The sequence below is a fragment of the Rhodococcus sp. NJ-530 genome (assembly GCF_003860625.1).
GTDB classification, from domain to species: Bacteria; Actinomycetota; Actinomycetes; order Mycobacteriales; family Mycobacteriaceae; genus Rhodococcus_F; species Rhodococcus_F qingshengii.
In genome coordinates, this window is the sequence record NZ_CP034152.1 from 941,961 (window position 1) to 962,150 (window position 20,190).

Below are 20,190 nucleotides of genomic sequence, written 5' to 3' on the forward strand. Positions count from 1 at the left end.
GAACGGCACGTTCAGCGCATCTGAGGCGCTGAACGTACCTTTCGCTCGCCCAAAGTTATCCACAGGCGCACCGAAACCCCAGTTCGCCGCCGGGGCCCGCGCTGATGCTCGAGTCATGCTGCAACCATGCGGCGAGGAACGTGGGGCGATGATCTGGACGCGATTTACCGCGTCAGTCGAAGCGGAGTGATCCGAACGGCGGAGTTGGCGCGATTGGGCGTGTCCAACTCCGCAGTGCACACCCGGTGTCGGGTAGGTGGACCGTGGCAGCGCATATTGCCGGGGGTCATTCTGCTCAGAAACGGTCAACCGACGCCACGTCAACGCTCGATCGCTGCGCTCATGTTGAGCGGTGACGATTCCCTGCTGACCGGGCGATCAGCTATGTCGGAGTACGGATATCGAACGCACTCGGGGGATGTGCAGGTGCTCATCCCCATCGACCGTCGAGTTCAATCGGTTGGGTTCGTCACGGTGGAGCGCACTGTTCGACTGCCCGAGCCGGAGATTCGGAACGGTCTGCGCTGTGCTCCGCTGCCGCGAGCGTTACTCGACGCTGCGAGGCGGTACAAGGCGCTCGATCCCACACGGGCACTCATCGCTGAGGCTGTTCAGCGCGGCGATGTCTCGGTGCGCGAACTTGCGAAGGAACTCGAAGCGGGTAGCAGTCGGGGTTCCGCGCTACCTCGGGTCGTGTTGCGCGAAGTGAACGCGAACGTCCACTCGGTTCCGGAGGTTCACGCGCGAAAATTGTGGCAGCGGAGCGGGCTGCCGGAAATGTTGTTCAACCATGAGATCCGGGATGCCAACGGGGACTTCATCGCAGTTCCGGACGGATGGATCGATTCGGTTGCCTTCGCGTGGGACATCGACTCCTTGGAATGGCATGCCGCGCCGACGGACTACAAGCGCACGGTGGAGCGTCGGACGCGTATGCAGAATGCGGGAATCATCGTGTTGCCGACGGTGCCCAGTGCACTGCGAACGGACCCTGATCGCGTGATCGAGGACCTGCGTGCGCACTACAGATTGGCGCAGTCACGTCCCCGGCCGCAGGTGTTCGCGAGGTCGAGATGGGTGAAATTGGACGAAACCGGCTGAGCGAAAGTGCCTTTCGGCGCACTGAAGGCGCCGAAAGGTACGTTCGCTCGAAAAGGGGGTGGGTGGGACCGAGAGCGGACGGGAAAGGGGGCTCAGGCGGGGGTCGGTCAGACGGGGGTGGCTCAGACAGGGGTGGGTCAGACACCCTTGAACTGGGGCGCCCGCTTCTCACCGAAAGCCCGCGGGCCCTCCTTGGCGTCGGCGCTCATGAACACCTTCATACCCAGCTGTGCGTCGATCTGGAAGGCCTCTTCCTCGTGCATGCCCTCGGTGTCGCGGATGGTCTTGAGAATCGCCTGCACGGCGAGGGGGCCGTTGGCACTGATCAGGTCCGCGAGCTCCAGCGCCTTGTCGAGGGCCTGGCCGTCCGGGACCACGTGGCCGATGAGCCCGATCTCCTTGGCCTCCGGAGCTTTGATGTGACGACCTGTGAGCAGGATGTCCGCCGCGATCGTGTACGGAATCTGTCGCACCAGACGCACTGCGGAACCGCCGAGCGGGAAGAGCCCCCACTTGGCTTCGGAGACGCCGAACTTGGCGCTCTCACCCGCGACGCGGATGTCGGTGCCCTGCAGGATTTCGGTTCCGCCGGCGATGGCTGCACCCTCGACCGCAGCGATCAGCGGCTTGGTCAACCGACGGCCCTTGAGGAGGCCTTCGATCTTGGACATGTCGACGCCACCGCCCGCGAAGGAATCTCCCGGCGGCTTGGCGGACATGTTCTTGAGGTCGGCGCCGGCGCAGAAGTCGCCGCCCGCACCGGTGAGGATGGCGACACGGATTTCGGGGTCGTTGTCGACCTGATCCCAGGCGTCGACCATGATCGCCATCATCTCGCCGGTGATGGCGTTCTTACGCTCGGGGCGATTCATGGTCACGATGAGAACGTGGCCACGCTTCTCCACGAGGCAATGCGGCGCGGTTTCCGAAATGTCTGATTTTTCGGTCGTCGAAGTGGACACTGATGGCTCCTGGCGGGTCTGTGAGCTGGCTCTCAAATTGGGTCTTGCCAGAAACGGTAACACGTTCTACTTTGAACTCGTGGCCCTTAACATCGCAGACTTCGTAGAGCACGCAATCGACCTCGTTCCGGACCGCGTTGCGCTGGTCTCGGACAACCGCGAGATGACTTATGCACAGTTGGAGGACCGAGCAAACCGCCTCGGTCACTACCTGCGTGAACATGGCGTTCAGCCGGGTGACAAGGTCGGCATCTACTGCCGGAACGTCATCGAGGCGATCGAGGCCATGGTCGCGGTCTTCAAGATCCGGGCCGTGATGGTGAACATCAACTACCGGTACGTCGAGAACGAGTTGCAGTACATCTTCGACAACTCCGACATGGTTGCGCTCATTCACGAGCGCCGCTACTCGGACAAGGTCGCGAACGTCCTGCCGAACACTCCCAAGGTCAAGTCCGTCATCGTGGTCGAGGACGGCACCGATCTGGACTTCAGTGCTTTCGGCATCGGCTACGAGGACGCACTCGCGCAGAGTTCGGGTGAGCGTGATTTCGAAGAGCGCAGCAACGACGACATCTTCATGCTCTACACCGGCGGCACCACCGGAAGTCCCAAGGGCGTCATGTGGCGTCACGAGGACTGGTGGCGTGTTCTCGGCGGAGGCATCAACTTCGTCACCGGAGTTCCGGTCGAGGACGAGTACGAGATGGCGAAGGTCGGCGCCGCCAACCCGAGCATGATCCGCTACCCGATCCCCCCGATGATTCACGGCGGTTCGCAGTCGGCGGTATTCCACAGCCTCTTCGGCGGCGGAACCTGTTTGATGCACCCGGAATTCGACGCCCACGAGGTGTGGCAGAACATCGACAAGCACAAGGTCAACCTGATCTTCATCACGGGTGACGCGATGGGCCGTCCGATGCTCGACGCACTCATCGCCGGAAACCCGGAGACCGGTGAGCCGTACGATCTTTCGACGCTCTACGTGATGGCCAGCAGTGCTGCACTCTTCTCGCCGAGTATCCAGGAGCAGTTCCTCGAACTGTTGCCCAACCGCCTGCTGACCGACTCCATCGGAGCATCCGAGACCGGCTTCGGCGGACTGGCCGTGCTGAGCAAGGGTCAGAAGCACACTGGCGGTCCGACGGTCAAGATCGACGCCTCCACAACGGTTCTCGACGACGACGGCAACGAGGTCGAACCCGGATCGGGCAAGCGCGGCATGCTCGCTCGCAAGGGCAACATCCCGCTCGGCTACTACAAGGACGAGGTCAAGACCGCCGAAACCTTCCGCACCATCAACGGCGTTCGCTACTCGATCCCCGGCGACTATGCGCAGGTCGAAGCCGACGGCACGGTCACGATGCTCGGCCGCGGTTCGGTGTCGATCAACAGCGGCGGCGAGAAGGTGTACCCGGAAGAGGTCGAAGGCGCTTTGAAGGCGCACCCGGACATCTTCGACGTCCTGGTGGTCGGTATCCCCGACGAGCGCTTCGGTCAGCGCGTTGCCGCAGTGGTCCAGGTACGCGAAGGCACGTCGCCGACGCTGCACGACATCGCCACCGCAGCACGCAAAGAGATTGCCGGATACAAGGTTCCGCGCAGCGTGTGGTTCGTGGACCAGATCAAGCGCAACCCGGCAGGCAAGCCCGACTACCGCTGGGCGAAGGCCGAAACGGAATCGCGCGAGGCCGATGATCACAACGGAAACGGCGCTCCTGTGGCGTCCGCAAACGAAAGCGTGGAAGCCTGATGCGTTCGGATCTCGCCGACAAGTTCGGCATCGAATACCCGATTTTCGGATTCACTCCTTCCGAGCACGTCGCGGCCGCGATCAGCCGCGCGGGAGGTCTGGGCGTGCTCGGTTGCGTCCGGTTCAACGACCCGGAAGAGCTCGAAGCCGCACTGACGTGGATGGACGAGAACACCGACGGTAAGCCGTACGGCGTCGACATCGTCATGCCGGCCAAGGTGCCGACCGAGGGCGGCGCCGTCGATCTCGACAAGCTGATTCCGGAGGAGCACCGCGCCTTCGTCAACCGCACGCTCGACGAGCTCGGTGTGCCGCCGCTTTCCGACGACGTCGAGCATGCGACCGGCGTACTGGGATGGCTTCACTCGGTGGCGCGGTCACACGTCGATGTTGCTCTGGGACACCGGATCGCGTTGATTGCGAATGCACTGGGATCACCGCCGAAGGACGTCATCGATCAGGCACACGAGAAGGGCGTACCGGTAGCAGCGCTGGCCGGCGCCGTCGAGCATGCACGTCGTCACGTCGAGAACGGTGTCGACATCGTGATCGCGCAGGGCTACGAGGCCGGCGGTCACACCGGCGAAATCGCATCGATGGTTCTCGTTCCGGAAATCGTTGATGCACTGGGTGATTCAGCTGCTGTGCTGGCTGCCGGGGGTATCGGCAGCGGCCGTCAGGTGGCTGCCGCACTTGCACTCGGTGCGTCCGGAGTGTGGATGGGCTCGTACTGGCTCACCACGTCCGAATACAAACTCGGCAGTGCATCGGGCGATGGCCCGTCCGCTATTCAGCGTGCACTGTTGGGCGCGACGTCGGCCGACACCGTTCGTTCGCGCATCTACTCGGGTAAGCCCGCTCGGTTGCTCAAGACCAAGTGGACGGAAGCCTGGTCGAACCCGGGAGCACCGGCGCCCTTGCCGATGCCGCTGCAGAACCTTCTGGTCAGCGACGCTCATCAGAGAATCGCTGCATCGGAGAACCCGGAAGTTGTGGCAATGCCCGTCGGTCAGATCGTGGGACGGATGAACGAGATCCGCCCGGTCGCCGAGGTCATGGCAGAGCTGGTGTCCGGGTTCGAGGACGCGCGAACCCGGCTGGATTCGATGAAGTAGTAGATGACACGTGCGTGTGCCCTCGGCCGAGTTTCGGCCGAGGGCACACGTCGTTTCAGCCGGCGAGGTCGTCCGGTCCGACGGTGTCCGACAACCATTCTCCGCGGCTGAGGGCGCCGTCGTCGCGGCGGCGTGCGATCACGAAAATGACCAGGGCGGCAGCGAGGACAACTGCGAGAACGCGCGAAGGCGTCAGGTTCGGGTTCTTCATACCCGTAATTTTGCCGGAAGAACGGGCGCGATGGTGAGACAGCGGAGCAAAATCACGTGTTTCGAAATTACTGCGCTTCCGACGCATGGAGACTGGCGATCCGCTCGCGCAGGCCACCGAAGTGCACATCGAGAGTGTGCGCCGCCTCGACTGCATCACCCGTACGGATCGCGTCGAGAATCGCACGGTGCTTCGACGCGATGTCGATCAGCGGCGTATCCGAATGCCCGATGGCCTGCTGGATCTCGCTGTACACCTGCCAGAAGACGTCCATCAACTGAGCGAGGACCTGGTTGTCCAGCGGGGAGTACAGGCGGGAGTGGAAGGTCGCGTCGATGTCGGAGAAGTTCTTCCCGGCAGCGGCACGGACCTCCATGCCGGTGACGAGTTCGTCGAGGTCGGCGTGGTCGGCCGACGTCATCTCGGCCATCGCCGCACCGATCAGTCCGGTCTCGAGTGCCTGACGAATGTCGACCAGTTCCATCGCCTCGTGCCCGGTGCCCTGCAAGGACAACCGGCCACGGAAGGTCAGGCCGTCGGCGAGAGCGTCGAAGTTGCTAGGGGCGACGAACATTCCGAAGCCGTGACGGATCTCGACGACGCCCAAGGCCTGCAGAACCTTGAGCGCCTCCCGGAGCGTGTTTCGGCCGATACCCAATTCCTCGGACAGTTCGGCCTCGGTGGGCATCGGGTCGCCGGGGGAGAGCCTGCGTTCGAGGATCAAGTTCATGATGTCCGTCTGAAGTGCGCGCATGCGGTTTTGCGCGCTGAAACGAGCGCCCTGTGTGCCACTCCGGACAGACATCGATTCCCCTTTTCTGATACGAACGTCCTTCATCCTATGTCCGGTCATCCGCTCCATTGGTCAACCCACGTCAACGGTGCGTTGCAGGAGGCTGGGCGCCGCACCCAGCAGTTTGGCCGTGTACGCATCCGACGGGTTGTCGAATACTTCCTGGGCCGTTCCCTGCTCGACGATCCGCCCGGCGTTCATGACGACGATGGTGTCGGAGACGTACCGCACCGTCTGTATGTCGTGCGAGATGAACACCATGCCGAGCCCCAACCGAGCCTTGATGTCGCTGAGCAGATTCAGGATCTGCGCTCGCACCGAGACGTCGAGCGCCGACGTCGGCTCGTCGGCCACGATGACGTCAGGTTCGAGCGCGAGTGCACGCGCGATCGCGACACGTTGCCGCTGACCGCCGGAGATCTGGCTCGGGATGACTTCGAGCGCAGATTGGGGGAGTCCGACCAAACCGACCAGCTCGCAAACTCGGGCGGTCCGGCTCGCGCGGTTGCCGATGCCGTGGACGTCGAGTGGATCGGTGAGGATGTCGGCCACCGTCATTCGGGGATTGAGCGCGGTAGCCGGATCCTGGAAGACGATCGAAATCGCCCGGCCGAACTCCTTGCGCACGCCGGCCGACCGGGTCAGAGCGCTTCGGCCGCGAAAGACCACGTCGCCCGACGTCGGTTTCTGCAGTCCGACCATGACTTTGGCCAGAGTGGACTTGCCACAACCCGACTCGCCCACGATGCCGATCGTCGTCCCTCGTCGTACGTCGATACTGACATCGTTGACCGCGTGAACTGTGCCCGGTTTGAACAGTGATCCCGAACGGGTCTTGTGGACGACGTGAATGTTCTTCAGTTCCAGGATGGGTGCTTCAGCTGTAGTCATCGCACGCTCTCCAATTCCGATTCTGTACGTACGGGAGTCGCGGACTGGTCGGCGAACCAATGCTCGGTCCCGTCGACCCGGACCATCTCCGGCTTTCGGAGGGGGTCGGAGTCCGGGCGAGTGGAACGCTCGGCGAAACGGTCACCCGGCGCGAAGTTTCCGGGCGAGGGAACAGTTCCCTGAATCTGATGCAGTCGCGGCGCTTCGTCCTCGATCGAGAGAACGGCACCGAGAAGGCCCTGGGTGTATTCGTGGCGGGGATCGACGAGCAGATCACTCGTGGGCGCCGACTCGACGACCTGACCGGCGTACATCACCGTGATCTTGTGAGCGAGTGAAGCAACGAGTGCAAGATCGTGGCTCACGAAAACCATGGCAAACCCCAGCTTTTCCCGAAGATCGTTGAGCAAGTCCACGACCTGGGCCTGGACGGTGACGTCGAGAGCGGTGGTGGGCTCGTCCGCGACGATCAACCGCGGACTGCGGGTGAGCGACATGGCGATCAGAACGCGCTGACGCTGACCACCGGAAAGCTCGTGTGGGTAGCTGGAGAGAGTGCGCACCGGATCGAGTCCGACGAGTTCGAGCAGTTCCTCGGCTGTGCGGGTACCGCCGCGCTTGGTGAGCTGCTTGAACTGCGCGCGGATCAGCATCGCCGGATTCAGTGAACTCAGCGCGTCCTGGTAGATCATGGCCATGTCGTGCCCGCGCAGCTTGTTTCGCTCTCGGTTGTTCAGCTCGAGGACGTTGACTCCGTCGAACAGGATCTCGCCGGTCACCACTGCCGTCTTGGGTAGCAGACCCATGATCGCCAGCGACGTGAGCGATTTTCCGCAACCGGACTCGCCGACGAGTGCCATCGTCTCGTTCGGGCGGACGGTGAAGCTCACGTTGTCGACGATCGCGGTGTCTCCGTAGCGTTCCGGGAACCGGATCGTGAGATTGCGGACCTCGAGGAGTGGCGCGGCATCGCCCTCGTACACAAGACGATCGGAGCGGGACCGCTCGGTTTCCGCCAGGATCTTCAGGTGCGTTTCGAGAGGAGTCGGCTCGGCGGCCGGCTCGAGAACATCTTTCACGACGCTCGGATCGGCGAAGTCGTCTATCAACCCCGGAGTGTCGGTGACCGATGCGGCTTCGTCCTCCAGAATGAGCTCGTTGGAGGTCTCCTCCGCTGCAGCGGTCTGCGCTGCTTGGAGCGCGGAGGGCGTCTTCTTGGTCTTCTTCAGACTCGGATCGGCCATCGCGTCCGTCAGGCCCTCGGCGAGCACGTTGAGGGAGAGCACCGTCAGCAGAATGAGCAGGCCGGGGAACACCGTTGCCCACCAACCACCGAGGAGGACCATGTTCTTGCCGTCGGCGATCACCGATCCCCACGACGGGTCCGGGGGACGCACACCGGCGCCGATGAACGACAGGCTGGCTTCCAGCACGATGGCGTCGGCGACCATGACAGTGCAGAAGACGAGAACGGGCGCAGCACAGTTGGCTACGACGTGCTTGACGACGATGTGTGAAGTTCTTGCGCCGATGACCTTTTCGGCCGCGACGTAGTCCTCGCCGTACTGAGCGAGAACGTTTGCGCGAACGACGCGAGCCACCATCGGTGTGTAGAGGAACGCGATAGTGACGATCAGAACCGGGATCGAACCACCGAAGGCCGCGACGAGTACGGCAGCGAGCGCAATGCCCGGGAACGCCATGACCACGTCGAGCACACGCATGATGGTCTCGTCGACGCCTTTTCGGCTCGTTGCGGCCACCGATCCGATGAGAGCGCCGGCGCACAGTGCGAGGAAGGTGGAACCGAGACCGATGGTCAGCGACCAGCGTCCGCCGTAGAGCAAGCGGCTGAACAGATCTCGACCGAGACTGTCCTGACCGAACCAGTGCTCGGCGCTGGGGCCCGCGGTACCCACCGCCTGTTCGAGCGGGGTGTACTGCGTGATCAGCGGCGCGAAGAGGCAGGCGAGCACGATGATCGCGAGAACCGCCATCGACAGCCAGGCCGAGAGGGGGAAGCGAGAAAAGGTGATGCCGGGTCGCGAAAGCTTCTCGGTGAGTTTTCTTCTCATCATGCTGCGCTCCGAAGTCGTGGATTGACAAGCAGGTAGAGGATGTCGACGGCGAGGTTGACGACGACGAAGCCGACCGCGATGACGATGACAACACCCTGAACGACTGCGGGGTCACCGTTGGTGACGCCGTTGATCATGAGCTGACCCATGCCGGGCAGGCCGAAGATCTGCTCGATGACCACAGCGCCACCGAGGAGGTAACCGACACGGAGGCCCAGGACGGTGAGCGGGTTGATCAGCGCGTTACGCAACACATTCCGTCCGATCACCACGTGATAGGGCAGGCCGCTGCCGATCGCGGTCCGGACGTAGTCCTTGTCCAACTCCTCGACCATCGACGTGCGGATGATGCGCGTGAGTTGTGCTGCGACGGGCAGTGACAGGGACAGCGCCGGGAGCGCCATGTACCAGAGCCAGTCGCTGACGGAGTCGCTCGGATTGACGTAGCCACCGGTAGGGAACCATCCGAGTTGGACAGCAAGGTACTGAATCATCAGCAGTGCCAACCAGAATGACGGTGCCGCCACACCGCCGAGGGAGATCACTCGGATGACCTGATCCGGCCAACGATCGCGGAACAGTGCGCTGGTGACGCCGAAGATCAGCGAGAGCACGATGGCGATCACCAGTCCGAGAACCGTGAGCTGAATGGTCAGTGGCAGAGCGGTGGAGATCGAATCCAACACCGGGGTACCGGAAATCAGACTGTCACCCATGTTGCCGCTGACCAGATCGGTCACGAAGTGAACGTATTGCAGCGGAAGCGGATCGAGCAGTCCGTTCTCTTCCTTGAACTGCTGCAACTGTTCCGCAGTCGGGTTGCCACCGTTGAACGCCGCGGTTGCGGGATCGGTGGGCGCGAACTGCATCACGATGAAGACGAACGCGATGATGCCGAGGATCAGGGGGATCAGTATCAGTAATCGCCTGATCAGCATGGGGAGGACTCTTGCCATCGGGGGATCTCTCAGTTGTGGGAAACGGCCGAGCGGGCGGGTATCAGGCCGGCTTCGCCTGAAGCAGGTTGACGCCGGGGTACGGCAGCGGAGTGACGTCGGCGATCTTCTTCGGATCCCACGCAGTCAGGAGCTCCTGATGGAGAACCGGGTAGTAGACAGCATTTTCGGCGATCTGGTTCAGGTACGACTGCACGAGGGTGCTGCGCTTTGCCGGGTCGGTCTCGCGGGTGGCTTCGTCCATGGTGGCGTAGATCTTCTGCGCTTCGGGGGTGTCGTCCCACTTGGCGTAGGTCTTCGTCCACAAGCCGCCCTTGCTGTACGTGTAGCGGACGAGAAGGTCGACGTCGCTGCCGAATGCCTGCGGGTTGGACGTACCGGCGGCGATCTGGAACTTCTGGCCGCTGTTGAGCTTGCTCACCATGGCGCTGGTGTCCTGCGGTTCGAGTGTCGTGTTGAATCCGACTGCGTCCCAAGACTCTTTGATGGTCGGCAAGCAGTCGGCCAACCAGCTGACGTTGGTGGAGAGCAGCGTCAGGTCGAGGCCACTGACACCGGCGGCAGCGAGGAGCGAGCGGGCCTTGTCCGGATCGTACGAGTAGACGGTGGACGCTCGCGCGTAGTCGGGGTTGCGCTCGTACAGGTAGCTCGTGGCCGGTGCTGCCTTGCCGCCGAGGGCGATTTCGATCATCTTCGGGGTGTTGATCGCATAGAACATCGCCTGGCGAACACGAACGTCGTCGAACGGTGCCTGAGTCGTGTCGAAGAGCAGGTACATGAGGTTCATGCCCGGGTTGCCCTCGACGGTGCGCCCACCGGAGGTCAGAGTGGGGACGTTGGCGACGGGGATGTTGTCGGCGAGTTGTGCACCGGCATTGTTGCCCGAGACGCGCGCGATGCGTGAGGAGGTGTCGACGATGGAGAGCCAGTTCATGGTCGCGAAGTTGGCCGGACGCGGCCCGTTGTACGCCTCGAAGGCCTCGAAAGCTGTGTTGCTCTTGGGGGTGTGGCTCTTGAGCTTGTACGGACCGGAACCGACGACCAGCGTTCCGGACTTGGCCTCGTCCCAGTGGCCGTCGAAGACGTGCTTGGGCATGATCTTGGCGATCGAGAGACGCTGTGCGGCAGCGCTGAACGGGTAGTTGAAGTTCAGGGTCACCGTTTGGTCGTCGACCTTGGTGACGGACTGCAGCCAGGAGGAGAAGAAGGAGCGGATCAGTACGTTCTGCTGTGGATCGAGGATGCGATCGAAGGTGAAGACGACGTCGTCCGAGGTGACCGGAGTGCCGTCGTGCCAGGTTGCTCCCTCGCGGATTTTCATGGTCCAGCTCGAGGCAGTGGCGTCGGTCGGGACGGCCTGTGCGAGCGCCGCATACGTCTCACCGGTGCCTGGATCGTTTTCGAGCAGTCCCTCGTAGACGTGGTTGACCGCTGCCATGAGGAAACCGGATGCAGTCTGCATCGGGTCGAAGCTCTGGTCGTTGCCGTATCCGATGGCGGTGGTCAGATCGCCGGTGCTCGCGGAACCGCCGACAACCGAGGTCGATGACGGCCCGCCGCCACACGCCGCGAGAGTCGCGGTGATACCCGCTGCAGCTCCCAGTAGCCCGGTGTACCGGAACAGGTCTCGGCGGGTGAACGCGGAGCTCAGCGGTCGTTCGTTCTTCAAGGCGGCCTCCAAGGCGGGGAGCGGGACATCAAGGGAGTGGATAGGGGATGTCCTATGTTCGACGTCCGATGTTGCGTAACTTACATTGTGGATCAGAAAGCGTCTAGAGAATCTTCGGAACTGGCGGCGCCGAACTTCGACGTTTTGCCGGTTTCGAGCCAAAAATAGTGCGCTCACCTGCATAGATGAAGACTGTGTTACCGACGTCGAATTGACGACCGATGACGCTGTCCGTATAACATAGGACATCCCTCATCCAATCTTTGGAGACTTCATGACCCGATACAAAGTCGGTGTGGTCGGTTGCGGATTCTTCGGTAGTTCCCTCGCTCGCGAGCTGGCTGCCCATCCACGTTTCGAACTGACGATGCTGTGCGACCGTGACTTCGAGCGGGCCAAGGACGTCGCCGCAGAGTTCTCGGCAACCCCGACAGACGATCACGACGCGGTGGCCGCTCACCCGGAGTTGGCCCTCGTTGTCGTCGCGACGCCCAATCACGCGCACGCCGAACCTGCCATCGCGGCGCTCGAACACGGCAAGGCAGTTTTTGTCGAGAAGCCACTCGCCGTCGAACTGGTCGATGCGCAGAACATGATCGCGAGCGCTGACGCGAGCGGTTCGCCGTTGATGGTCGGGCACATCATGCGGATGATGCCGGGTGTACGACGGCTGGCGGACCTGCTGACGTCGGGGGAGCTCGGCGAGGTCGCTGCGATCGAAACGTCTCGCTCACGATGGATCGACACCGACGGCGCAGATCCACAGTGGTGGAAGCTCGACAAGAGCCGAACGGGTGGAGAACTGACTCACGAGATTCACGAACTGGACCTGATGTGCTGGCTCGGCGGCGAGGTGACTGCCGTGTCGAGCATCGCCACCGCGGACGACGGCTTCCGCAACACAGTGGTGTCGTTCGCCGGCGGCGCGATCGGCAGACACACCATCTCGACGCGTTCACACACTTCGTCCTGGCAGCTGACGGTCGATGCCACCGAAGGTTCGGTCCACGCGGACTTCCACACCGGCCGGGTCAGCCGACTGCGCGGGGGACAGGTCGAAGAGTCGTGGCCGATCTTCGACGTCGACGCCGAGAACCAATCGTTGATCGACGCTGCGAGCAGGACGCAGAAGTACAACTCGGGTAACGGAGGATCCTCGCTGTGGATGCAGGCTGCGATTCGTCACGAAATCGACGAGATGGCAGCAGTTCTCGACGGCAAGGCTGATCCCGACTCGCCGTTGACGTACGCACGTGAACGCGCACTCGTCGTCGCCGAACAGGTGCGACTCGGTGGCGGCGAACCGGCAGCGCTCTCGGGAAGTGCCAAGTGACGGTGCGTGTAGCCGTCATAGGTAGCGGCGGAATCGCGCGGGACCACGTCAGCGCCTTGGCGTGCATCCCGTCGGTCGAAGTCGCCTACGTATTCGGCAGTGACTTGGACCGGGCCGCATCGGTTGCGGCGTTGGCGCCGGGCGCGAAGGCCAGTACCGATCTGGCGAAGATTCTCGCCGACCCGAGCGTGCAGGCGGTCAACGTCGTCGGGGCCACTCCCGACCACGCACCCGTGACGATAGCCGCGGGCCGCGCGGGAAAGCATGTGCACGTGGAGAAGCCGGCCGCGCTGACAGTCGCGGACTTCGACGCCATGGTCGAGGCCACCGAAGGTGTCGGCACCTCACTGATGGTCGGACAGACCGTACGATTCCAGCCGTCGATCACCTCGATCGGAAACTCGGTTGCACAAGGTGCCATCGGCGACCCCCGGTTGATCCACCTCAGTTGGTACACCGGCCATGTCTGGCCAGGGGGCTGGCGAGGCTGGCAACACGACAAGGAACGTTCGGGTGGTCACCCCGTTCACAACGGAACCCACGCACTCGATCTGGTGACGTGGCTGATCGGTCGTCGTCCGATCCGTGTGTTCGCTCGTAGTTTCCCCACCTTCGCGGCGGGGATGCCCGTGCACGACAGCTTCCATCTGACCGTTCGCTTCGAGGACGGATCGCTGGCACTCATCGAATTGGCTTACGCGCTACCACAATCGGGAAAGATGGTGCGTCGGATCGTGGTGTCGGGGACTTCCGGCACGCTCGCGCACGACACCGGCGACGACCCGGGACTGATGACGGACACGACCAACGCGCCGCCGTCGTCGATCGAGGACGCGATGTCGCATCAGATGCGTCACTGGATCGCCACTCTCGACGGTTCCGCGAGCCCGATAGTCGAGAACTGGCAGGTGCGTGCAGCTCTCGCGACTGCCATCGCTGCCCAGCAATCGCTCGACACCGGCTGTGCTGTCTCGATCGGAGAAAACCAATGACCGGCACCGGTTCGATCCGCGTCGGATTTGTCAGCGGCGTCAGGCATGCCGGATCCTATGCGGACCTGTTGCGTTCCGATCCTCGAGTGAGCCTGGTCGGGGCCTCCGACGAATCCTCGGTCCCCGATTGGATTCGTGAGGACGGGATCGCGATGGCAAAGGCCGCAGACATCGAGTGGATCGACGAACTCGGCGAGTTGCTCGACCCCGAACGGATAGACCTGGCGATCATCTGCAGTGAGCCGACCAGGCATGCACGGCTTGCGATTGCCGCATTGAACGCGGGACTCGACGTCCTGGTGGACAAGCCGGTGGGCGTCGACGAGGCGGAGGCCGCGGCGGTTCAGCAAGCCGCGCGGTCGAACGGGCGAATCTGCACGGTGGTGAACCGCACTCATTCACCTGCGCTCCGGCGACTGCGCCGATGGATCGACGCCGGAAATCTCGGACTGCCGCGCCACGTGGACATCGAGTTCCTCGCAAGCGGAACACATTTCGCGACGTCCGTCGAGCGTCCCGAACTGGTGGTGGATCCCACGCTTTCCGGCGGGGGAGAAGTAGTGAACTTCGCCGGTTACGCCGCCGACTACCTCCGATACCTCACCGGCCTGGACGTCACCGAGGTGTACGCCGAGACGAGCACACTCTACGGCGGGGCCCACCAGCAGTTCGGAGTCGAAGACACGGCGTTGATCTCGCTCGCCCTGGAAAACGGCGTCACCGCGACGGTGACCGTCGGAAGAATCCCCGCAGCACCGGGTTTCGGCGCGAATACCGCGACGGTTCGCGTCCTCGGATCCCACGGATACGCGAGTTCCGACGACGACAAACCCGCGGTGACCCACTTCGCCGCCTCGGGAGCCGTGACCGCACTACCCATCGGCGGCTTCGGTTCCGACAACGCGGTGTCGAGCTTTCTCTCTCACGTGCTCGATCGACTTCCCACACGGACCGAACCCGACTACACCGTGGCAGACGCCCGAGCGTCGATGCGCGTGATCGACGCTGCCTATCTGTCCGCCTCGAGCGGTCAGCCGGTCTCCGTTTCTCCCTGACAGCCGCACCCACAACTCAATCCGACAACCAACATATGGAGACCCCATGAGCACGGAAACCACCACCTTCAGCGGAATCGTCCCGCCGATCGTCACACCACTGACGCTCGAGCGCGAAATCGACACCAAATCGCTCGAACGCCTACTCTCACTGCAGATCGAAGCCGGAGTCGACGGCCTGTTCGTCCTCGGATCCTCGGGCGAGGTCGGTTACCTCACCGACGCCCAGCGCGCCCAGGTGGTGCAAACGGCGATCGGTCACGTCGGTGGCCAGGTGCCGGTCCTCGTCGGAGTGAACGACATGACCACCAACCGGGTCATTGCCGTTGCCGAGCAGGCGCGTGAAGCGGGCGCGGATGCCATCGTCGCGACGGCGCCGTTCTACGCGATCACCGATGCAGCCGAGACGGCAACGCATTTCCGCTCCATCCACGCCGCAGTGGATCTTCCGTTGTTCGCCTACGACGTTCCGGTTCGTGTCCACAGCAAGCTCAACCCGGCAATGCTGGTCGAGCTCGGCCGCGAGGGAGTCCTCGCCGGCGTGAAGGATTCGAGCGGCGACGACGTCAGTTTCCGTATGTTGCTTCGTCAGTCGGCCGGGCTCGAAAACTTCGCCGTCTTCACCGGGCACGAGGTAGTCGTCGACGGATGCCTGCTGATGGGTGCTTCGGGCGCAGTGCCCGGCCTGGCCAACGTGGACCCGCACGGCTACGTGCGACTGTGGCGCGCTGCGCAGGCAGGAGACTGGGCGGCGGCGAAGGCCGAGCAGGATCGACTCACCGATCTGTTCTCGATCGTCGAGGCGCCGACACCGGGTCGCGTCAGTGCCGGTGCCGCGGGTCTGGGCGCGTTCAAGACGGCTCTGGCCCTGCGCGGCGTCATCACCGGCAACACGATGTGCGCGCCGATGCTCTCGCTCGACGAGTCCGAGACCGCAACGATCAAGGTCGTTCTGGAACAGGCCGGGCTCCTCTGACATGACATCTGGGCAGAAGCGATGGATCGGTATCGACATCGGCGGCACCAAAGTGGCTGCTGCGGTGGTGACGTCCGACGGAGACGTGATCGACACGGTTCGTGCGGCAACACCGACGGCTGGTAGGGAGGCTGTTCTCGAGACCGCCACCGCGTTGGTCGACCGTCTGAGGACGAATCACCCCGTAGCCGGAATCGGAGTCGGTGCACCGGGAATCATCGATCGGGTGCGTGGCCGCGTCGTCTTCGCCTCCGACATTCTGTCCGGATGGAGTGGCGCCGAGGTTCGCGGAGAACTCGAGGCGCACTCGGGTCTACCGGTGACGGTGGACAACGACGTGCGCGCGATGGCCCACGGCGAGAACATGATCGGCGCCGGCCGCGGTCGAAGCTCTGCACTGTTCGTCTCGATCGGTACTGGAATCGGTGGCGCGTTGACCGTGGGCGGACAGCTGTATCACGGCGCCCACGGAACAGCCGGCGAACTCGCGCATCTGCTGGTTCCGGTCTCCGGGGCGATAGGTTGCGGTTGCGGTAGAACCGATCACCTCGAGGCAGTCGCCTCTGGCCCGGCGATGGAGGCCGAGTACGCAGCGCGGGCGGGTGTGCCCACTCAACCGTTGCAGAAGGTGGTGGCACTCATGCGCTCCGGCGACCCGATCGCCCGTGCCGTGGTCACCGACGCCGGTACTCTGCTCGGCCGAGTCCTGGCCGGCGTCGCCACCGCATTCGATCCCGAGGTGATCGTCATCGGCGGCGGCGCAGCCCAGATCGGAGCCGACCTCTTGTCGCCGCTGACGTCCGCTTTCCGGGTGGAAGCGATGGGTCCCATTGCCGAAACCGCCATTCTTCCTGCCCGTTTGGGCACCGATGCACCGCTCGTCGGAGCTGCGCTCCTGGCCGCCGCAACACGAATCGAGGTAACACCGTGACTGTCGAAGAATTGCTCACGATCATCAGCGGGAAGCTGATCGTGTCCTGTCAGGCCGGGCATGGCCATGCCCTGCGCGACACCGGGACCATCGAGAGGATGGCCCGCGCTGCGGTCGACGGCGGTGCAGTGGCGATCCGCTGCGGCGGTGTGGGCGGAACCCCGGATGTCGCCGCAGTCGTGTCGGCAGTGAAGGTACCGGTGATCGGTTTGACGAAGATCGGCTCGGAGGGCGTGTTCATCACGCCGACAAGGGAATCAGCCCTCGAAGTCGTGGATTCGGGTGCGCAGATCGTGGCTGCCGACGCCACGCTGCGACCTCGTCCGGATGGGCTGACCTTTGCCGACACCGTCGACGCGGTCCATGATCGCGGCGGCCTCGTCATGGCCGACTGTGGAACACTCGAGGACGGCGTCGCTGCCGCCGCGGCGGGCGCCGACATCATCTCCAGCACACTGGCGGGATACACCGAGAACAGCCGACGGCTGGCCGGCCCGGACCTGGAGCTGATCTCGGAACTGCGGCAGGCACTTCCAGATGCAGTCCTCATTGCCGAGGGGCGATACCACAGCCCGGAGGATGCGGCACGTGCCATCGCCCTGGGTGCAGACTCGGTGGTTGTCGGAACCGCAATCACGGATCCGGCGTTCATCACGTCGAAATTTGCAGCCGCAGTATCGGGCGCCGAAAGGTCGAGGGTGTGACCCCGACGTCGAAGGCTCTGAAATCCAGGACCGCTGAACGGATTCGGCTGGAGACTTTGCTCGGCGACTCCTCGACGCCGATACGGTGGGTCTTCACCGGCGACAGCATCACTCAAGGATTGACGCACACCGACGGTCATCGAAGTTACGTCGAACACTGCGCCGAGCGCGTCCGTGGTGAACTTTCCTTGTTCAACCACGTCCTTGTCAATACCGGGGTGAGCGGCAATCGATCCTCCGATGTGCGTGCGGGTTTCGCACACCGCATCGAAGTGTTCGAACCCTCGGTGGTGTTGATCATGCTCGGTACGAATGACGCATTGGATGGCGAAGAAGGACTGGAGCGGTTTCGAGACGACCTCTCGGACACGATCTTCCGGACGCGAGCGATCGGTGCAGTGCCGATCCTGCAGACGCCGCCACCGATCGACGTCGAGAATGCGCCCACCAGAGCGGGATTGGTTCAGTACGTCGAGGTCGTGCGGCAGGTTGCCGCCTCGACGCGCGTGGTGTTCGTCGACCACTACGCGCAGTGGACGGCCCATTCTCCCGATGGTCCACCGCCGGCTCTCCTGGCTGACGCATTCCATCCGAACGAACAAGGGCACTACGTGCTCGCGGACGCCGTGCTCCGCGAGTTGTCGATCGCAGATCCCGAAGTTCCCGTTGTACCGCAGGTGATGTCGTGATACTTCGTGGACAAATTCTGCGTGGACAACTGGTGACCGGTGGGCAACTGCTTCCGGACGGGGTCGTCGAGATTTCCGGTGATCGTGTGGTGTGGGCAGGGCCCGCGTCGCAGCGAACCGACCCGTTACCCGAACGGGCAGCTGCGGGGACAACGATCATCCCGGGGTTGGTGGACGTTCACTGCCACGGCGCCGGCGGATTCGGTTTCCCCGAGGCAGACGAGTTCGGATCCACCGTGGCTGCCGATCACCACCGGACGAACGGCACGACCTCGGTGATCGGCTCGCTCGTCTCCGCGCCGCCGCAGATCCTGCGCGGTCGCATCGAGCTCCTGGCAGGACTGGTGGACGAGGGTACGCTGGCCGGAATTCACCTGGAAGGTCCATTCCTGTCGGTACTCCGTTGTGGCGCCCAGGATCTCGACAGCATTCTCGACGGCGACCCGGCTCTGCTCGAGTCGCTGCTCGAAGCCGGCCGCGGGCACATCCGCTCGATGACGATCGCTCCGGAGACAGCACACTTCGGCGAACTTGCCTCATTGCTGGAGCGTCACGGTGCCGTCGTGAGTATCGGACACACCGATGCGTCCAACCCGATTGCGACACGTTCGATCGCACACTCGGCGCATGCACCGCTCAGTGCCACTCACCTGTTCAACGGTATGGCTCCGATGCATCACCGTGCTCCCGGCGCAGTGGCGGCATGTCTTGCCGCGGCTGCGAAAGGACAGATGGTGGTCGAGTTGGTCGGGGACGGAGTACATCTGGCCGACGAGACGGTGGCGACGGTGTTCGATCTTGTCGGTCCGCATCAGATCGCGTTGGTCTCCGACGCGATGGCTGCCGCCGGAATGCCCGACGGCCGTTACCCACTCGGGCCTCTCGACGTCGACGTGATCGATGGCGTGGCGCGATTGGCCGGCCAGGGGGAAACGGCCATTGCCGGCGGGACGAGTCGGTTGATGGACATAGTCCGCCGGGCTGTCAATCACGCCGGCGTCGATCTGCTTTCGGCTGTCATCGCAGCGACGGCAACGCCTGCTTCGCTGATGGGGCTGGCCGGAATGGTCGGCGATCTCGTGCCGGGTTGCCGCGCCGATCTGATCGTCACCGGTCCAGAACTCGAAACCCGCGCCGTCATGGCCGCTGGGAACTGGCTCATGAACTACACCGAAAGCTGAGGAATCAACCGATGGAAATTGTCATTGTCGACAGTGCGGAGGCGGCCGGCACCGTTGTTGCCGACATCTTCGAACACGCGGTGCATTCAGGTGCACGGACTTTGGGCCTGGCGACAGGATCTTCACCGCTCTCGGTGTACCGCGAACTCGCGCGCCGTCACCGCGAGGAAGGGTTGAGTTTTGCCGGCGTGCAGGCGTTCCTGTTGGACGAATACGTCGGCCTGCCGGAAGGCCACCCTGAGTCGTATGCCCAGGTCATCCGAACGGAGCTGGTGAATCACCTGGACCTGGACGCGGCAAGGGTATTCAGCCCCGACGGAACCGCGTCGGATCCATTTGCCGCCGCGGCAGCCTACGACCGGGCGATTGCGTCGAATGGTCCGGTGGACGTACAACTTCTGGGCATCGGCGGCAACTGTCACATCGGTTTCAACGAACCGACGTCCTCGCTGAATTCGAGGACCCGGGTCAAGACGCTGACGGAACAGACTCGAACCGACAACGCCCGATTCTTCGAGAGTCCGGACGACGTACCACGGCACGTGATCACCCAGGGCCTCGGAACTATCTGCGAAGCAAAGCATCTGGTGATGATCGCGACCGGCGAGCACAAGGCCGCTGCGATTGCCGCTGCCGTCGAGGGGCCGCTGGCCGCGGTGTGCCCGGCATCGGTCCTCCAACTGCATCCACACGCGACGGTGGTGATCGACGATGCAGCGGCATCACAGCTCCGGCTCACCGAGTTCTACAAAACGGTGTCGGCGCACAAACCGCTTGCTCAGCACTACTGAGATATCGGG

The 20,190-nt window shown here is 63.4% G+C and carries 19 protein-coding genes; 12 read left to right on the forward strand and 7 right to left on the reverse strand.

All coding sequences use genetic code 11. The annotated features are described in order from the left end of the window. Nucleotides 1-126: 126 nt before the first annotated feature. Nucleotides 127-1,101, forward strand: a complete 975-nt coding sequence (locus EHW12_RS04415) for a hypothetical protein (protein ID WP_042920440.1) — start codon at nucleotides 127-129, stop codon at nucleotides 1,099-1,101. A gap of 137 nt (nucleotides 1,102-1,238) precedes the next feature. On the opposite strand, the gene EHW12_RS04420 is transcribed toward EHW12_RS04415, so the two are convergent. Next, a complete protein-coding gene (locus EHW12_RS04420) occupies nucleotides 1,239-2,063 on the reverse strand; it encodes a crotonase/enoyl-CoA hydratase family protein (protein WP_007734275.1) in 825 nt (274 codons plus the stop codon). 79 nt (nucleotides 2,064-2,142) lie between these two features. On the opposite strand from EHW12_RS04420, the gene EHW12_RS04425 reads away from it, so the two are divergent. Then, complete coding sequence (locus tag EHW12_RS04425; RefSeq protein ID WP_039973409.1) at nucleotides 2,143-3,816, forward strand: acyl-CoA synthetase; 1,674 nt, start codon at nucleotides 2,143-2,145, stop codon at nucleotides 3,814-3,816. Further along, nucleotides 3,816-4,931: a nitronate monooxygenase family protein gene (locus tag EHW12_RS04430; protein ID WP_007734277.1), complete on the forward strand. Its 1,116-nt coding sequence runs from the start codon at nucleotides 3,816-3,818 to the stop codon at nucleotides 4,929-4,931. Before EHW12_RS04425 ends, EHW12_RS04430 begins: the two co-directional genes overlap by 1 nt. Before the next feature lie 55 nt (nucleotides 4,932-4,986). Here the strand turns inward: EHW12_RS04430 and EHW12_RS34520 are convergent, their stop codons facing one another. The 6 genes from EHW12_RS34520 to EHW12_RS04455 form a co-directional block, all read right to left on the reverse strand. Beyond that, entirely contained in the window at nucleotides 4,987-5,142 is a 156-nt protein-coding gene (locus EHW12_RS34520) for a hypothetical protein (protein ID WP_003945810.1), read from the reverse strand. Between the two features lie 67 nt (nucleotides 5,143-5,209). Next, nucleotides 5,210-5,947 carry an FCD domain-containing protein gene (locus EHW12_RS04435; RefSeq protein WP_007734278.1) on the reverse strand — a complete coding sequence of 246 codons (738 nt, stop codon included), beginning with the start codon at nucleotides 5,945-5,947 and terminating at the stop codon, nucleotides 5,210-5,212. A gap of 60 nt (nucleotides 5,948-6,007) precedes the next feature. Next, nucleotides 6,008-6,826 carry an ATP-binding cassette domain-containing protein gene (locus tag EHW12_RS04440; protein ID WP_007734279.1) on the reverse strand — a complete coding sequence of 273 codons (819 nt, stop codon included), beginning with the start codon at nucleotides 6,824-6,826 and terminating at the stop codon, nucleotides 6,008-6,010. After that, on the reverse strand, nucleotides 6,823-8,901 hold the full coding sequence (locus EHW12_RS04445) for a dipeptide/oligopeptide/nickel ABC transporter permease/ATP-binding protein (protein ID WP_039973385.1): 2,079 nt from the start codon (nucleotides 8,899-8,901) through the stop codon (nucleotides 6,823-6,825). The genes EHW12_RS04440 and EHW12_RS04445 overlap by 4 nt, the downstream gene beginning before the upstream one ends. Beyond that, the gene (locus tag EHW12_RS04450; RefSeq protein ID WP_003945671.1) at nucleotides 8,901-9,860 is read right to left on the reverse strand and encodes an ABC transporter permease; all 960 of its coding nucleotides are present in this window, start codon (nucleotides 9,858-9,860) and stop codon (nucleotides 8,901-8,903) included. Before EHW12_RS04450 ends, EHW12_RS04445 begins: the two co-directional genes overlap by 1 nt. 43 nt (nucleotides 9,861-9,903) lie before the next feature. After that, nucleotides 9,904-11,529: an ABC transporter substrate-binding protein gene (locus EHW12_RS04455; RefSeq protein WP_007734285.1), complete on the reverse strand. Its 1,626-nt coding sequence runs from the start codon at nucleotides 11,527-11,529 to the stop codon at nucleotides 9,904-9,906. Nucleotides 11,530-11,803: 274 nt separating this feature from the next. Between EHW12_RS04455 and EHW12_RS04460 the strand changes: the two genes are divergently transcribed. The 9 genes from EHW12_RS04460 to nagB are packed head-to-tail and all read left to right on the forward strand — an operon-like array spanning nucleotide 11,804 to nucleotide 20,181. Next, the gene (locus EHW12_RS04460; RefSeq protein ID WP_125050320.1) at nucleotides 11,804-12,862 is read left to right on the forward strand and encodes a Gfo/Idh/MocA family oxidoreductase; all 1,059 of its coding nucleotides are present in this window, start codon (nucleotides 11,804-11,806) and stop codon (nucleotides 12,860-12,862) included. Continuing rightward, nucleotides 12,859-13,854: a Gfo/Idh/MocA family oxidoreductase gene (locus EHW12_RS04465; RefSeq protein WP_125050321.1), complete on the forward strand. Its 996-nt coding sequence runs from the start codon at nucleotides 12,859-12,861 to the stop codon at nucleotides 13,852-13,854. Before EHW12_RS04460 ends, EHW12_RS04465 begins: the two co-directional genes overlap by 4 nt. After that, on the forward strand, nucleotides 13,851-14,909 hold the full coding sequence (locus tag EHW12_RS04470) for a Gfo/Idh/MocA family oxidoreductase (protein WP_125050322.1): 1,059 nt from the start codon (nucleotides 13,851-13,853) through the stop codon (nucleotides 14,907-14,909). The genes EHW12_RS04465 and EHW12_RS04470 overlap by 4 nt, the downstream gene beginning before the upstream one ends. A 46-nt stretch (nucleotides 14,910-14,955) precedes the next feature. Continuing rightward, nucleotides 14,956-15,885: a dihydrodipicolinate synthase family protein gene (locus EHW12_RS04475; RefSeq protein WP_125050323.1), complete on the forward strand. Its 930-nt coding sequence runs from the start codon at nucleotides 14,956-14,958 to the stop codon at nucleotides 15,883-15,885. A 1-nt stretch (nucleotide 15,886) separates the two neighbouring features. Then, a complete protein-coding gene (locus EHW12_RS04480) occupies nucleotides 15,887-16,816 on the forward strand; it encodes an ROK family protein (RefSeq protein WP_125050324.1) in 930 nt (309 codons plus the stop codon). Beyond that, nucleotides 16,813-17,520: an N-acetylmannosamine-6-phosphate 2-epimerase gene (locus EHW12_RS04485; protein WP_064688572.1), complete on the forward strand. Its 708-nt coding sequence runs from the start codon at nucleotides 16,813-16,815 to the stop codon at nucleotides 17,518-17,520. Before EHW12_RS04480 ends, EHW12_RS04485 begins: the two co-directional genes overlap by 4 nt. Beyond that, on the forward strand, nucleotides 17,517-18,209 hold the full coding sequence (locus EHW12_RS04490) for an SGNH/GDSL hydrolase family protein (RefSeq protein ID WP_125050325.1): 693 nt from the start codon (nucleotides 17,517-17,519) through the stop codon (nucleotides 18,207-18,209). The genes EHW12_RS04485 and EHW12_RS04490 overlap by 4 nt, the downstream gene beginning before the upstream one ends. Further along, nucleotides 18,206-19,390 carry an amidohydrolase family protein gene (locus tag EHW12_RS04495; RefSeq protein WP_125050326.1) on the forward strand — a complete coding sequence of 395 codons (1,185 nt, stop codon included), beginning with the start codon at nucleotides 18,206-18,208 and terminating at the stop codon, nucleotides 19,388-19,390. Before EHW12_RS04490 ends, EHW12_RS04495 begins: the two co-directional genes overlap by 4 nt. 11 nt (nucleotides 19,391-19,401) lie before the next feature. Continuing rightward, nucleotides 19,402-20,181, forward strand: a complete 780-nt coding sequence (gene nagB / locus EHW12_RS04500) for a glucosamine-6-phosphate deaminase (RefSeq protein WP_125050327.1) — start codon at nucleotides 19,402-19,404, stop codon at nucleotides 20,179-20,181. Nucleotides 20,182-20,190 lie beyond the last annotated feature (9 nt).

What these genes read in the sequence shown, in the direction of transcription:
- EHW12_RS04415 (WP_042920440.1), top strand. Translation starts at nt 127, where the DNA reads ATGCGGCGAGGAACGTGGGGCGATGATCTGGACGCGATTTACCGCGTC.
- EHW12_RS04430 (WP_007734277.1), top strand. Translation starts at nt 3,816, where the DNA reads ATGCGTTCGGATCTCGCCGACAAGTTCGGCATCGAATACCCGATTTTC.
- EHW12_RS34520 (WP_003945810.1), bottom strand. Translation starts at nt 5,142, where the DNA reads ATGAAGAACCCGAACCTGACGCCTTCGCGCGTTCTCGCAGTTGTCCTC.
- EHW12_RS04435 (WP_007734278.1), bottom strand. Translation starts at nt 5,947, where the DNA reads ATGTCTGTCCGGAGTGGCACACAGGGCGCTCGTTTCAGCGCGCAAAAC.
- EHW12_RS04440 (WP_007734279.1), bottom strand. Translation starts at nt 6,826, where the DNA reads ATGACTACAGCTGAAGCACCCATCCTGGAACTGAAGAACATTCACGTC.
- EHW12_RS04445 (WP_039973385.1), bottom strand. Translation starts at nt 8,901, where the DNA reads ATGAGAAGAAAACTCACCGAGAAGCTTTCGCGACCCGGCATCACCTTT.
- EHW12_RS04450 (WP_003945671.1), bottom strand. Translation starts at nt 9,860, where the DNA reads ATGGCAAGAGTCCTCCCCATGCTGATCAGGCGATTACTGATACTGATC.
- EHW12_RS04460 (WP_125050320.1), top strand. Translation starts at nt 11,804, where the DNA reads ATGACCCGATACAAAGTCGGTGTGGTCGGTTGCGGATTCTTCGGTAGT.
- EHW12_RS04470 (WP_125050322.1), top strand. Translation starts at nt 13,851, where the DNA reads ATGACCGGCACCGGTTCGATCCGCGTCGGATTTGTCAGCGGCGTCAGG.
- EHW12_RS04475 (WP_125050323.1), top strand. Translation starts at nt 14,956, where the DNA reads ATGAGCACGGAAACCACCACCTTCAGCGGAATCGTCCCGCCGATCGTC.
- EHW12_RS04480 (WP_125050324.1), top strand. Translation starts at nt 15,887, where the DNA reads ATGACATCTGGGCAGAAGCGATGGATCGGTATCGACATCGGCGGCACC.
- nagB (WP_125050327.1), top strand. Translation starts at nt 19,402, where the DNA reads ATGGAAATTGTCATTGTCGACAGTGCGGAGGCGGCCGGCACCGTTGTT.